General features: G+C 30.6%; 13 protein-coding genes. 6 read left to right on the top strand and 7 right to left on the bottom strand.

Annotated features, from left to right (window positions below; all coding sequences use genetic code 11):
* Position 1: 1 nt before the first annotated feature.
* The 4 genes from Q4528_RS06160 to Q4528_RS06145 are packed head-to-tail and all read right to left on the bottom strand — an operon-like array spanning position 2 to position 4,965.
* Positions 2-1,483: a glycosyltransferase gene (locus tag Q4528_RS06160; protein WP_046467367.1), complete on the bottom strand. Its 1,482-nt coding sequence runs from the start codon at positions 1,481-1,483 to the stop codon at positions 2-4.
* A 40-nt stretch (positions 1,484-1,523) separates the two neighbouring features.
* Positions 1,524-3,212, bottom strand: coding sequence for a teichoic acid ribitol-phosphate polymerase TarL (gene tarL / locus Q4528_RS06155; protein WP_096807860.1), 1,689 nt, complete (start codon positions 3,210-3,212; stop codon positions 1,524-1,526).
* 18 nt (positions 3,213-3,230) lie between these two features.
* Entirely contained in the window at positions 3,231-4,256 is a 1,026-nt protein-coding gene (locus Q4528_RS06150) for a ribitol-5-phosphate dehydrogenase (protein WP_046467366.1), read from the bottom strand.
* Positions 4,249-4,965 carry a D-ribitol-5-phosphate cytidylyltransferase gene (locus tag Q4528_RS06145; protein ID WP_096807861.1) on the bottom strand — a complete coding sequence of 239 codons (717 nt, stop codon included), beginning with the start codon at positions 4,963-4,965 and terminating at the stop codon, positions 4,249-4,251. The genes Q4528_RS06150 and Q4528_RS06145 overlap by 8 nt, the downstream gene beginning before the upstream one ends.
* Positions 4,966-5,272: 307 nt before the next feature.
* Here Q4528_RS06145 and Q4528_RS06140 point away from each other — a divergent pair, with 307 nt between their 5' ends.
* Positions 5,273-6,661, top strand: a complete 1,389-nt coding sequence (locus tag Q4528_RS06140) for an L-cystine transporter (RefSeq protein WP_017638448.1) — start codon at positions 5,273-5,275, stop codon at positions 6,659-6,661.
* 68 nt (positions 6,662-6,729) lie between these two features.
* On the opposite strand, the gene nfsA is transcribed toward Q4528_RS06140, so the two are convergent.
* Positions 6,730-7,485, bottom strand: a complete 756-nt coding sequence (gene nfsA / locus Q4528_RS06135; RefSeq protein ID WP_046467364.1) for an oxygen-insensitive NADPH nitroreductase — start codon at positions 7,483-7,485, stop codon at positions 6,730-6,732.
* Between the two features lie 494 nt (positions 7,486-7,979).
* Between nfsA and ahpC the strand changes: the two genes are divergently transcribed.
* The 5 genes from ahpC (at position 7,980) to Q4528_RS06110 (ending at position 13,357) form a co-directional block, all read left to right on the top strand.
* Positions 7,980-8,549: an alkyl hydroperoxide reductase subunit C gene (gene ahpC / locus Q4528_RS06130; protein WP_002451489.1), complete on the top strand. Its 570-nt coding sequence runs from the start codon at positions 7,980-7,982 to the stop codon at positions 8,547-8,549.
* A 17-nt stretch (positions 8,550-8,566) separates the two neighbouring features.
* A complete protein-coding gene (gene ahpF / locus Q4528_RS06125) occupies positions 8,567-10,090 on the top strand; it encodes an alkyl hydroperoxide reductase subunit F (RefSeq protein WP_046467363.1) in 1,524 nt (507 codons plus the stop codon).
* A gap of 209 nt (positions 10,091-10,299) precedes the next feature.
* Positions 10,300-12,033 (top strand): hypothetical protein, encoded by a 1,734-nt coding sequence (locus Q4528_RS06120; RefSeq protein ID WP_303520859.1) that lies wholly within the window; start codon positions 10,300-10,302, stop codon positions 12,031-12,033.
* 139 nt (positions 12,034-12,172) lie between these two features.
* Positions 12,173-12,799, top strand: coding sequence for an NDxxF motif lipoprotein (locus Q4528_RS06115; RefSeq protein WP_017638451.1), 627 nt, complete (start codon positions 12,173-12,175; stop codon positions 12,797-12,799).
* Between the two features lie 177 nt (positions 12,800-12,976).
* The gene (locus tag Q4528_RS06110) at positions 12,977-13,357 is read left to right on the top strand and encodes a YdeH family membrane protein (RefSeq protein ID WP_017638452.1); all 381 of its coding nucleotides are present in this window, start codon (positions 12,977-12,979) and stop codon (positions 13,355-13,357) included.
* A gap of 76 nt (positions 13,358-13,433) precedes the next feature.
* Here the strand turns inward: Q4528_RS06110 and Q4528_RS06105 are convergent, their stop codons facing one another.
* Both Q4528_RS06105 and Q4528_RS06100 read right to left on the bottom strand, forming a co-directional pair.
* Positions 13,434-14,012, bottom strand: a complete 579-nt coding sequence (locus tag Q4528_RS06105; protein ID WP_046467361.1) for a histidine phosphatase family protein — start codon at positions 14,010-14,012, stop codon at positions 13,434-13,436.
* Between the two features lie 22 nt (positions 14,013-14,034).
* A complete protein-coding gene (locus Q4528_RS06100; RefSeq protein WP_303520858.1) occupies positions 14,035-14,664 on the bottom strand; it encodes a LysE family translocator in 630 nt (209 codons plus the stop codon).
* Positions 14,665-15,171 lie beyond the last annotated feature (507 nt).

The following is a 15,171-nucleotide window of genomic DNA, read 5'->3' as shown; positions in this document are numbered from 1 at the left end:
TTTATTTAAAAATATTAAGCCATTGATTCATTATCTTTTCAGGGCTAAATAATCCTACAACATTATTTCTTGCGTTTTCACCAAGTCGATTCGCTAAATCTTTATTATTAATAATTTCTAAAACTTTTTCAGCCATACTTTCAATATCTTTATTTTCAATCAAATATCCATTCTCACCGTCTTTTATAAAATCAGATGGACCATATTTAATATCAAAAGCTACTACCGGTTTTCTTTGTAACATTGCCTCGGCAATACTCAAACCTTGAGATTCCACTTGAGAAGTTGAAACAACACAACCAAATTTTTTAATCTTCTTCAAAGGTTCATTTGTATAACCAAGCAACTTAACATTATGCTGTAACTGTTTTTCCTTGATCATTCGTTCCAAATTACCTTTTTCTGGTCCATCCCCATATATATGAAATTCTATGCTATTATCTTTTGATATTACTTTTTCAGCGACTTCCAATAGATAATTTAGACCCTTTGTTGCTACTAACCTAGAGACTTGTCCTACAACCTTATGGTGTTTATTATTTAAATCATCCTTTTGAATATCTATAAAGTTACTAATCACATATAAGTTTTTGATGTCATATTCTTTAATAATGTCTTTCTTTTGTCCTTCTGTTAACACAATGACACCGTCTATCAAACCTGCTTTTTTCAATATATAATCTTCATGTTTCTTTTTAGCACCGCTATTATCAAAGTTTTTATGATGGTTAGTGTGAATAACCGAGAATTTTTTGGCCTTTTTATGCTTAGTATTTAACATTTTAGGAAAGCTACCTGGACCATCACAAATCATAATACTATTCTTATCGTCTTTGACTAGCCTGTCTAAAAAATAACTACAAAATTCAACATTATTACTAAATTGCTTTTTCTCATTAATTAAATAGGTATTACCAATCACACCATTTTTAGCGCTAATCTGTCTATATAAATATAAGTAAGTTTGATTATCATAAAATTGTTCAGCAACCAGTTTATTATCTTTATTAAATACATCAACTTTATGTATTTTGTTATTAAATAAATATACTCGTTTTAATCGTGTATTATTTTCAAATACATCGATAACGCTTTGTTGGCGATTTATCTTTCGTTTATAAGCTATATATTTACCACTTTTATTATTAAAATATCTTGATATATTTTTATTTTGTTTTATCTCCACAGTACCTTTTAACATTTTTGCAAATTCTTTATATGGATGACTATTTTTCTTTCTTATTAATTTGTTAGATTTCTTTTTAAAATAGATAAATGGATTAAACATTTCCGTTCTTTTATCCATTTTATTTGAAGATACTAAACTTTTAAGAATGCTATCATAATGTACTTTATAATCAAAAGTAACTATATGTCCTTTGATTTTATGATCAAAAAAGTACTTACTTCTTGTAAGCATAGCTGTCGTCATGCCGCCTTTATTAACATCTAACTCATGCACTATCATATATGCTTGCTTCATTGATGACCTCCTTGCTGTCATTGCTTAATGCACTTCACTTCTAACTACCAAATAAATGTCTAACCAATCGTTCACTTGACCTGCCATCTTGATATTTAAAATGTTTATTTAAAAAAGGTTCTACTTTATATTGATCAAAGTCTTCATTATTAAGCGAATCCATTAACGCTTCAAATGTTTGCACTATTTTACCAGGTACAAACGTTTCATAACTTTCATAAAAATCTCGTGTCGTAATATAATCTTCTAAATCAAATGCATAAAATAACATCGGTTTTTTAAATACTGCAAATTCATATATTAATGAAGAATAATCACTAATCAAAATATCCGTAATAAATAACAAGTCATTTACTTCTCTTAATTCAGATATATCCAAGAAATACTTTTTAAATTTATTCGGAATTTTCAATTTATTTTTAACAAATGGATGCATTTTAAATAAAACTATGGCATTGTTATCTTTGCAATATTTAGCCAACCTTTGGAAATCAATTTTAAAGAACGGATAGTGTGCAGTATGATGTCCGCTTCCTCGAAATGTTGGTGCAAATAATATCACTTTTTTTCCTTTAATATTAGGTATTACTGTTTCCATTTTATTGATAATTTTAGTTTTATATTCTTCATCAAAAAATATATCTGTTCTAGGTACTCCAGTAGGTATTACATTTTGTTCTTTTATCCCAAATGCTTCTGCATAATACGGAATATCATTTTCCGAAGAAACATATGCTTTAGTATAATTTCTATGATTAAGAGAATTAAAGAATGGCCCACCCTTTTTTCCTGTTCTGCTAAACCCTACTGTCTTAAAGGCCCCAACTGCGTGCCAAACTTGTATAATCTCTTGTGACTTACGAAATTTAACTTTATAAAGCATAGGGTGATAATCATCAACGAAAATATAATCCGCTTTTCCTAATAAATATGGGAATTTAAATTTATCTATAAACTTTCTTCTTTCTGTAATATGGGGTTTGAATAACGCATGAATATCGTATTTTTGGTCTAAATTAGCTTTAATCATTTCATCATATATAAATTTGAAGTTACCAGACATATTTGACCTTGAATCCGAAGTAAATAATACTGTTTTACCCTTTCGAAGATGGAAAAACTTAGTAACATAAAATATTGATTTGAAGATACTATCTCGAATGTTATATGCATAACTTCTATATTTAAGTCTCATCTCTTTATACATTTCTATTAACATACTATTTCTCTTTCTCGGCACCTTATACATTACATTTAATACAAGTTCGTTTACTTCACTTGAAATTTCGGGTTTAACTGTATAAACAGTCGTATTAGAGCTACCACCTTTATGGAATTCTTTCATTAATCTTTCAAGTAAAAAGTTCATTTTTGCGTTTGAGGTTTCCAGAGCTTCATACGAGACTAACTCTGTCTCATCAAGCTGTTCATAAAATTGATTAATGACTTCTTGATTCATAGTAGCAATATGTTCTTCTTGTTGTTTATTAACTAGTAGGTACTGTCCTGAAGATAAATAATAGCCATTATCAAGAATAGCCACATTAAATCGACAAATAAATCTGTTTTCATTAATTTCAACTTGATTAGCTTTTAATTCTTTTGTTTCTGTTAAGTTTCTTAAAACAAACTCACTCTTTTCAATATTTAAATTATCTACATGTCCTTCTATAAATAACTGCACTCTTTCCCAGTAAATATTATCTATATATAGTTTTGTCTTGATCAATATGAGCATCCTTTCGTATTACATAATCCATTTCAAAACTGTTTTTCCCCATGAATTAGATAAATCTGATTCAAAAGCGTTGATAACATCATTAATAGTACGAATTTCAAACTCTTCGCCTTTTAATAATGCTAACTTGTCAATAATGTCAGGGTGTTTTTCATAAAGATTAACTACATTTTTAAAGTCTTCAGCACCACTTCGACTACTACCTATCACTGTCAGTCCTTTTTCTAAAATAAGTCTAGTATTGATTTCAACTGGCATTTCACTAACACCTAATAAAGAAATACTTCCTTCTGGTCTAATTAAATTAATGATTTGGTTGATTGCATCTTGGCTACCTTTACCTCCAACACATTCAAACCCATGATCTATGTCTAAATCATCGGTTATATTATCTATGTGGTAAACGCCATTTACGAAAGAAAAATGACTTAATTTATAATCTGTTTTTCCAAAAACATATATTTGGGCTTTTGGATATAATTTTCTAAGTAGAAGTGCGGTAATATAACCTAAATTGCCATCTCCCCATACGCCAAACGACGATTTATGACCAGTTGCCTTTTGTTCAAAACGATCAATCGCATGCAAACTAACAGTAACTAATTCCGTGTATGACAATATACTTAAGTCGCTACCTTCTGGCAGAGGTACAACCCTATCATGTTTTAATAAATTGAAATCTTGCATAAATCCATCATAGCCACTCGATTTAAATTGACTGGTTGGTAAATAGTTTTCTGAAATGAATTCGCTATTTTCTATTGGCGTATTGGGAACCATGACTACTTTAGTACCTATTTTAAAGATACCTTTACTATCGAATACAACTTCACCTACCCCTTCATGAATTAAAGACATAGGCAACTTCTTTTTTAACGTTTGTTTATCTCTATTACCTGTATAATATCGTTGATCTGCAGCGCAAATGGATAAATATTGAGGACGAACTATAACATAATCACTAAAAATATCGACACTATCGTATGAAACTTCAAATTGTCTTGGAGAAGTAAGGCGATAAATTTGATTAATCATGATGGATGTCACCTTTGATAATAGCGTTAGCTACTTGTAAGTCATATGGCGTCGTTACTTTAATATTGAATGTTTCTCCTCTAACTAGTTTGACTGTCTGATTATTTTCAACAATAATTTTGCAAGCATCCGTCAATACTTCTTTTTGCTTCTCATTTAATCGGTTGTAACTTTCTTTCAATAATTTGATTTTAAAAGACTGCGGGGTCTGTCCTTGGTACATATGACTTCTTATTGGAATAGAAGTGACACTGTCTTGATTTTTAGCAACGACAATAGTATCAATAGCTTCAATAACAGTGTCTACAGCACCATATTTAATAGCACCGTCAATATTTTCTTTGATTATTCGATATGTTAAAAAAGGCCTCACAGCATCGTGAGTGACTATAATATCGTCTTCTTCTATAGGTTTATATTTTTCAATATGTTCAATAATATTCATAATTGTTTCATTTCTATCTTTACCGCCTGCAATGACATCAATTCTTGAATCTGAAATATTATATTTTTTCAATGTATCAATCGTATGAGATAGCCATTTTGACGGTGTAGCAATGATGATCTTTTCAAATTCATTTAACAAAATGAATTTCTCAATTGTATGTATTAAAATCGGTTTATTATCTAAATCTAAAAATTGCTTAGGTAAAGGAACATTCCCCATTCTTGAACCTATTCCACCAGCAAGTATTCCAGCATATTTCATTTATCAACTCTCCTTTTAATCGTAACAAGGATATCATTTTAAAATTATTATATAACATATTTAATATATAACATAACAAACTAAGTTGTCTATCTATATATTAGCGAAGTGATTCATAATGAATACGTCTTTTTATAATGACTAAAAATATGTTGATAAATAAAACTAAATCTACAAATTTATGTTTTATTTTTAATTCTGAGTATTCCTATAATATTTACAATCATACCCTTGATTTATAAAAATAACAGTTATATTCTTAATACATAACTTTTATAAAAAATGAATTGTTAAGGGAGTGTTGATTTTGGTTCCATTTTTAACAGTGGTTAATGTTATTGTGCTTATTGCCTTTATTGTCATGTTAAATGTCATGGCTAGAAAGCATATATCATTTCCTAAACGTGTGTTTACAGCATTAGCTATAGGCATCATTTTAGGCATCGCAATGCACCTCATTTATGGTGTGGACTCAAAAGTAATCGAAACTACAAGCGATTGGTTTAGTATCGTAGGTGACGGATATGTCGCATTACTACAAATGATTGTTATGCCGCTTATCTTTATTTCAATCGTTTCAGCATTTAGTAAAATTCAAATTGGGGATAAATTCGCTAAAATTGGTAGCTACATTTTTATGTTCCTCATCGGAACTGTTGCAATAGCTGCATTAGTAGGTATTGGATATGCTTTATTATTCGGTTTAGATGCATCTTCAATTGATTTAGGTAGTGCAGAACATTCACGTGGTAGTGAAATTTCAAAAGAAGCTAAAAACTTAACTGCACACACATTACCTCAACAAATATTAGAACTATTACCAAGCAATCCTTTCTTAGACTTTACTGGTCAAAGAACTACGTCTACGATTGCCGTAGTAATATTCGCTTCATTTGTAGGATTTGCCTATTTACGTGTAGCTCGTAAAGAACCTAATCATGGCGATGTACTTAAACGTGGTATAGAAGCCATTTATTCAGTTGTCATGGCTATTGTTACTTTCGTATTAAGATTGACACCATATGGTATCTTAGCCATTATGACATCAACAATTGCGACAAGTGACTTTGCTGCTATATGGACTTTAGGTAAATTTATGATTGCATCTTATGCAGCACTAATTACGATGTATATCATTCACTTAATCATTTTATCTATCCTTGGTATTAATCCAATAAAATATATGAAGAAAACATTCGAAGTGCTAGTGTTTGCCTTCACATCACGTTCAAGTGCTGGAGCGTTACCATTAAATATCCAAACACAAACAACACGTCTTGGTGTTCCTGAAGGTATCGCAAACTTCTCAGCAACATTCGGTTTATCAATTGGACAAAATGGATGTGCGGGTATCTACCCTGCTATGCTTGCAATTATGGTTGCACCAGTAGCTCATGTAGATATCGACTTACAGTTCATCGTGACATTAGTAGCAGTTGTTATCATAAGTTCATTTGGTGTTGCAGGTGTAGGTGGCGGTGCGACATTCGCTTCTATCTTAGTTTTATCAACTCTAAACTTACCTGTAGCTTTAGCCGGGGTTTTAATTTCTATAGAACCACTTATAGACATGGGTCGTACTGCACTTAACGTCAACGATTCTATTTTAGCCGGTACTGGTACCGCAAAACTCACTAAAAATTGGGACAAAAAATCATTTGAATCTAATGAATACGGTGAATTAACAACGAATTAAATTTCAGATTAAAAAAGGGAGAATGCCTATTGTAGTGGCATTCTCCCTTTTTTATGTTCATGTGTTTATTATTTTTTAATTAATCCTGCATTATTCAATTGATTCAACATGTCTAATCTTGTTTTATTTCCCATAAATGATTCAATTTGTTCTGACCATGTTTCGCTTCTTTCACCATTGGTACGTTCTTTATAATAATTACTTATTGTTTGATCGTAATCTTGTAATTCACTAATTTGTTTGTCTTTATCTGAATTATATTTGTTTCTATGGAAGACATGCTCTAAAGGTAAGCGAGGTTTCGCTGAACCATTTTCATTATCAGCTGGTTCACCAACAGCCATTCCAAATAGAGGGAAGGTATATTCAGGTAAGTCTAAAATCTCACGTACTCGTCCAACATCGTTACGTAATGAACCTAAATAAACCATACCATATCCCATATCTTCAGCTGCGACTGCAATGTTTTCTGCAACAAGTGCAACATCAATAGAACCTACTAATAAACCTTCAGCTGATTCAAATGAAATTTCCATATTTGATTCTGCTTTTTCATTAACTAAATTATGACGATAATAATCTAAAACAAATACAAATAAGAATCCATTTTCAACAACATACGGTTGTCCTGATACTTCTTTCAAATCTTCTTTAATTTTAGGGTCATCAACACCAATGATTGAATATGCTTGTAAAAAACTAGATGTTGATGCGCTTTGACCTGCTTCAACCAATTTCTCTACTATTTCTTGGCTTAATGGTGTTGTTTTAAAACGACGCACCGAATGATGCTTTTTCATTAACTCATATACATAATCTGACATTATAGTTCCACTCCTATATATTCGAAAAATAAAATTCCCGTAATTTATCTTTAATTATTGTATACCCTTTTCAATTAGATTTTAAATGAGTTGCACTCACTAAAATGATAGTCTTACAATGATTAAATCGTGTTTTATGAAAGTTATGATTTAACATGTTAGTATCGAGGTATAGTATGATGTAATAAAATTACACCATATTATCAATCATAAGTATTTAGTTGAGAATGAAGTTATTATTTTAATATTAAAAAGTATCATTATTAATATTAATAATTACTTACTCTATTCTAAATAATAATTTCATTAGATATGCTAAAACACTTACAACATCAATTTTAAAAGTATATATTCATATGTACGAGTTGATGAAGTTGACTATTTAATATCTAGATGTAATAATATTAAACAAGAGATTAGAATTATTATAATTAAACAATGATTGTTATCTAATTCTAATAAAACATTCTCAATTAATCAGGAGGAATTTAACTATGTCTTTAATTAATAAAGAAATCTTACCATTCACAGCGCAAGCTTACGATCCAAAGAAAGATGAATTCAAAGAAGTATCTCAAGAAGACTTAAAAGGTTCTTGGAGTGTTGTATGCTTCTATCCTGCAGACTTCTCATTCGTTTGTCCAACTGAATTAGAAGACTTACAAAACCAATATGACAAATTACAAGAATTAGGCGTAAATGTATTCTCAGTTTCTACTGATACTCATTTCGTACACAAAGCTTGGCATGATCATTCAGATGCTATTAGCAAAATCCAATACAATATGATTGGTGACCCTTCTCAAACAATCACTCGTAACTTCGACGTATTAGATGAAGAACTTGGTCTAGCACAACGTGGTACATTCATTATCGACCCTGATGGTGTTGTACAAGCTGCAGAAATCAATGCTGATGGAATCGGCCGTGACGCTAGTACATTAGTTCACAAAATCAAAGCTGCTCAATATGTACGTCAACATCCAGGTGAAGTTTGCCCTGCAAAATGGGAAGAAGGTTCTGAAACTTTACAACCAGGATTAGACTTAGTAGGTAAAATTTAAGGAGGCATTAATTAATTATGCTTAATGCTGATTTAAAACAACAATTACAACAATTACTTGAGCTAATGGAAGGCGACGTTGAATTCGTCGCTAGCCTTGGCTCTGATGATAAATCTAAAGAATTAAAAGAATTATTAGATGAAGTAACAGAGATGTCATCTCACATCACTCTTACTGAAAAAGAATTGAAACGTACACCTAGTTTCTCAGTAAATCGCCCAGGCGAAGAAACTGGTATTACTTTCGCAGGTATTCCTTTAGGTCACGAATTTAACTCACTTGTATTAGCTATTTTACAAGTAAGTGGCCGTCCACCTAAAGAACAACAATCTGTTATTGATCAAATTAAAGGCCTAGAAGGTTCATTCCATTTTGAAACCTTTGTAAGTTTAACTTGTCAAAAATGTCCAGATGTTGTTCAAGCATTAAACTTAATGAGTGTAATCAACCCTAACATTACACATACAATGATTGACGGTGCAGTATTCCGTGAAGAATCTGAAAACATCATGGCAGTACCTGCTGTCTTCTTAGATGGAGAAGAGTTTGGTAACGGCCGTATGTCAATTCAAGATATTCTTAACCAATTAGGAAGTACTGCTGACGCATCAGAATTCGAAGGCAAAGACCCTTATGATGTATTAGTTATCGGTGGCGGTCCAGCAAGTGGTAGTGCTGCAATTTATACGGCACGTAAAGGTTTACGCACTGGTATTGTGGCTGACCGCATTGGTGGACAAGTTAATGATACTGCTGGTATTGAAAACTTCATTACTGTTAAAGAAACAACAGGTTCTGAATTTTCATCTCATTTAGCAGACCATATTGCTCAATACGACATTGATACTATGACTGGTATTCGTGCTACTAATATTGAAAAAACAGATAGTGCAATTCGCGTTACGTTAGAAAACGATGCTGTACTAGAAACTAAAACAGCCATCATTTCTACAGGTGCAAGTTGGCGTAAACTTAATATTCCAGGCGAAGATCGTTTACTCAACAAAGGTGTTGCTTTCTGCCCTCACTGTGATGGTCCTTTATTTGAAAACAAAGACGTTGCAGTAATCGGTGGCGGTAACTCAGGTGTTGAAGCAGCGATTGATTTAGCTGGAATTGTTAAGCATGTCACTGTCTTCGAATATTCAGAAGAATTGAAAGCTGACAGTGTACTTCAAAATCGTTTACGTTCATTATCAAATGTTGATATCAAAACTAAAGCAAGAACAACAGAAGTTATTGGTGAAGACCATGTCACTGGTATTAAATACGAAGATATGAACACTGGCGAAGAACAAGTGGTTAATTTAGATGGTATCTTTGTACAAATCGGTTTAGTACCTAACACAGCATGGATATCAGATGCTGTTGAATTAAATGGTCGTGGAGAAGTTGTTATTGATAATAATAACAGCACAAACGTTCCAGGTATCTTTGCCGCTGGTGACGTGACTGATCAGAAAAACAAACAAATCATTATTTCTATGGGTGCAGGCGCAAATGCTGCCCTAAACGCATTCGATTATATTATTAGAAATTAATACCCGCTATAAAACGTTTCATTAAAATATATCTTCAAAACAGAATTCCTTAATGGAATTCTGTTTTTTTATTATTATATTCAATAAACATGTTATGATATAAGTAATGAAAAATTTTTATCTTTTAACATCGTTGGGTTTTTACATTATGACGTAAACTGTTTTCTAGTCTAAATCCATCACACATCATATATTTTAAAGGAGCTATTATGAATACCTTAAATCATATTACTAAAGTGAAAATTTATGAAATCCAAACATTTTTAGACATCCCTAGAAAACTTTCACCACTCGAAACCTTACATATTGCTTTTCAACCACACAATGTGAACCTTATTTATAACAATATGGGAAAAGACGAACAAACATACATCGAAAACTTGTTAAAGGATGCTTCATCAACTGTTAACGTTAATGAAGACATAAAGACTACTTGCAAATTAACAGATCAATTAGGATTCTTCTATAAAGAATCTACAGATGAATATATTATAGACCCTATCTATTTAAATAAGGTAAATGAATATGTTTTTACTGGACTCTATGAATATAAAGACTTAGATAATGATAACAAGCAATTGCTAAAAGAATTTAAAAAGCTAGATGAAAAAGTACGTTACAATATAGAACATACTAATTTAAAAGATTATTTAACAACTTTAAAAGCAAAAGATATTCAAAACATCTTAAAATTTTACGAATTTAAAAATACTTCAAAATTAAAAAAAGCTGATGCTGTGAAATTAATCAATGATACATTCTTTGAAAATAATGAATTGTTAGAACGTGTATTCAATCAATTTACAAATTCAACATTATTTATATTTCAATCTATATATGAAAACGACAAAAATTACACTTCCAATATAGATATCGCATCAACAGTTAATGACGTTCAAGAACTCACTTCACCATCACAGTTATTCAATTATTCATTTATATTCAACTACAATGCACGTTATAATATCGTTTCGATACCATATGACGCATTAGATTTTATAGATAAATATATTCAGTCAACTGGTGGCTTAGAATCGGTTATTGATGACCAAATTGAAAGAATCGGCACTCAAAAAGATAATATATTTGAATCACTAGCAGAACATTCATTAATCTCTGAAATTGAGGATGATTTAACTGGTTGGGATAGTTTAGGTGACTTTGATAGCTTAGCAGATTCTGAAGACAATTTTACTAAAAATGATATCATTGAGGCATTTGAGGAAAATAATCCAGACGAGTTAGATAACAGTTCATTAGAATCAGTTAACATAGAAAATTATATGGATCCAGAAATCCGTCAAAATTTAGTGCAAGAGCAATTGAAGCATTTTAAAAATGATCCTAAAAAACAACATTACGTTACACCTCTAAATATCTATATTGCAATCACAAATCTGTATGGTTATGCTTCTTTAGAGCGTGTGTCCTATTTGATGAAACATCTATACAATAAAGAGATGACCCAAAATGACATCAAAGATGAGATTAAAGATATGGGTATCAATCGTTTAGTCACTATTCAAAACGATATGCTATTACATCCTGTCATTCCTTTGTTAACAAATAGTAGTGATATTGATGACCCATTTAAAGAGTTCTATGTACCAGACAATTTAGATGAACTGCTAACATATGTAAACAATGAGTATTATGAACGCAATACCAAACTTAAACAGTTCATTAAATTCATTAGAAATAACATTAAAGCAAATGATGATATTGAAAAAGAAAAAGCCGTTCAGTATATACTATTTCATTTAAGAATAGCACCCGATGAAGAAAATGCTGTTGAAATGATGAACAATCTTATTAAAGAGGATAAGATTTTACCAGTTCCAGATAAAACATTGAGCAAACAAATAGAAAAAGGTTGGACTCATCTGAGATTATGGAGTACACGTGGTTTTACAGTTCAAGAAATCTTGAATTCCACTAAATAATGAACGTACACAAAATGTTCATAGTTCATTATTTAATCAATGCTTAAACATTCAAATCATTTTTGATACGTGATACGCTATAATATATAATAAATTAAACACAATGAATATTGTACGAATAAAAGGAGTACCAAACCTAATGAAGAAAAGAGTCCTACTCACGTTAATCTTATCATTTGCACTTGTACTATCAGCTTGTGCCAATAAAAGTGAAGATGACAATGATCAAGATTCACATAGTAATGCTCATGCACCTAAAAATGCTAAGCAATTAAAAGAAAAAGATATTTTCACTTCTAACAAAAAGAATGCAACAATAAGTGAAGATGAAATGAACAAAGCACTTGAAAAATATTTACAAGTCAATAGCGATATTCTTGATAATAAGTACGTTATCCAACACCAATTAGATCGTCAAAGTGATAGCAGTAAAAAGATTACTAAAAAACAATCAGATCGTTTAAGTGAACTATCTAATTTGGCTGTTAAAAACGACTTACACTTCAAAAAATTCGTGAATAATAATAAAATTCCAAATGAATATAAAGATCCAACCAATCGTATTATCAAATATTTCAAAGCATTAAATAGTACTATTGCTGATGTCGATGAAGAGATTGAACAATTAAACTATCAACCTCAAAATTCAATCAATGTTGTTGATGTGCCAACTAACTATGCAGGCGATGTAAATAAAAAACAACAAGATAAAATCAAATCATTCTTGGATAAGAAAAATATCAAGACAGACGTTTTTGATAAATAGTAAATAAGCTTCTATTCGGTAAGTTTCATTATGAAAACTAATCGAGTAGAAGCTTTTTGTATGCTGTATTTATTTGGTTATACGCATTTATCGTAACATTGACATCATTACAATACTTAGTCACACTAATAAATGAGCAAAATTTTAAAAACAACATATATTTATAGGAGTGAGAACATGAAACGTCGCGTAATTTTTGTGATTATTGCAATTTTATCAACTGTTGCTACAATCATTATGTGCGCTAAGCATCCGACAGGCCCACATACAATAAGCTTAGATAAACCTGCAGAACTTTGGACTGCTATTGGTACTGTAGTTGCATTTGCGCTACCTGCACTTATTTTAAGTATTTTCAATCATCTTACTACTAGAATTATATCTAGCGTTCTACAAATTATTGCAATTGTACCTTGGTCTGGATTAGCTGTTGTCGCATTTATCCTAGAAGACTATTCAGTCGGTATTACTGCTGCAATTTCTGTTATTTTAATTATTATTAGTACATTCGTCACTTTAATTGTAGGATATCCCAAACAGAAGAAACAAAATTCATAAAACAAGACACCCGGCTGTCTTAATTTATAAAAAAAGTGAAATGCGTTTGTATTATACACGCATTTCACTTTTTTTATTATATTTCAATCAAATATGGCTTACAGTTTTCAACGTTAGCAGTTAATGCTTCGTCTTTTGTTAGTTGCTCTAAATAAACAAATAGACATCTAATAACAACTTGATGCGCTACAATAACAATCTCTTCTGCCTTTTCATCTACAATCGTATCGAAAAACATCGAAACTCTATCATAAACATCTTGATAACTTTCTCCTTCAGGTGCTTTTTGAGTAAAGCTATGGCGAAAATCTTTGTAATTATCGTCATTAAAATATTTATAAAAATGCTGATCTTCCGAAACCTCTTTTTTAAATTTACCTTCAAATACACCTAATGATCTCTCTTTAAGTAAATCTGTAGAAGTCGTAGGAATATTGTATGGAAATATTGCTTCATATGTTTGCTGTGTTCTCAATAAACTTGATACGTACACATGGTCAATCGTTTTATTCGCAAAGTAACTTACTAATGCTTGTGCACTTTCAGTCCCCTTTTCAGTTAATGGCACATTAAGTTGACCACAGAAATAAGGTTCTCCGTGCTTATTATCATAATTTGATTTAGATTCACCATGTCTTACTAAATATACTTTCACATTAATTCCCACCCTAATATACTTAACTTGATTTACTTAATAATAAATTAATTGATAGGCCGATCAAAATAATACCTACTGCATAATCAAAAATTGCTTTAATTTTCGGATTACTGAATAATAATTTAATATATTGGAATATGAATACACAAAATAAAAACCAACAACATACGACTAACACTACAGATAAGACTAAAATCGCCACTTGAGATGTCATATGTATATTTCCTTGTGATAAAAATTGAGGCAGTATACTCACGTAATAAAGTAATGCTTTAGGATTTAATATGGTACTTAAAAATCCTTGTCTATACGATGAAAGATATGAAACTTTGTTTAAATTTTGCTTTTGATCATTAAAAGACATAGACTGACGCGCTGACAAAATAGAACGAATACCTAAATAAATTAAGTAACACGCCCCAAATATTTTAATTAATAGAAAGACGTAATATAAACTTGTTAATATGTATATAATTCCGAAAATAGCTAAACTCGCATAAACAATATGACCAGTCGTAATGCCCAATGCAGCTAACATACCATTTCTTTTTCCAGAATGGACAGTATTCTTCATGACGATTAGAAAATCTGGTCCCGGTACGATAATCATTAATAGTGAAATTAAAATAAACGTTACAATACCTTCCATGATGAATCCCTCCATAATAGTATCCTATCAAGAGTCGCATAAACATACAACAAAACGAAAAATATTGAGAATAGACTAACAATTTATGTATATAAAATTAATAGAATTAAACATATTCAAATATGATTGCATAATTAAAATTAAATGTGTACAACAAAAAAATATTAATAGAATTAAGTTGTTTTAATTGGTATTTTAATTTGATTCATGATACTATGTACATGTAGTTATTAAGTAACTACAAAGTCTTTTATATTCATGAACATAATACTCCTGGATGGCGTTACCCAGCGTCATCCTCTTTTTATGCAAAAATTTAAGTGATATTGCAATTTGCATTTTATAAATTATTTAAAAACCATTTACTTTATTTATTAACTATCTTTTAGGGTGCAAAATAAATGAGGAGGGTTTTTATGAAAACACTTATTATAATATTAGGCATACTAGTTATGTTGTCATGGAGTTACCTATTCTATGTATTTAAAAAGAAGGGTTATGGCCAAC

The organism is Staphylococcus pasteuri (genome assembly GCF_030547725.1).
GTDB lineage: Bacteria > Bacillota > Bacilli > Staphylococcales > Staphylococcaceae > Staphylococcus > Staphylococcus pasteuri.
The sequence above is the reverse complement of the archived record's forward strand: the minus strand, read 5'-3'. Positions and strand labels throughout refer to the sequence as shown.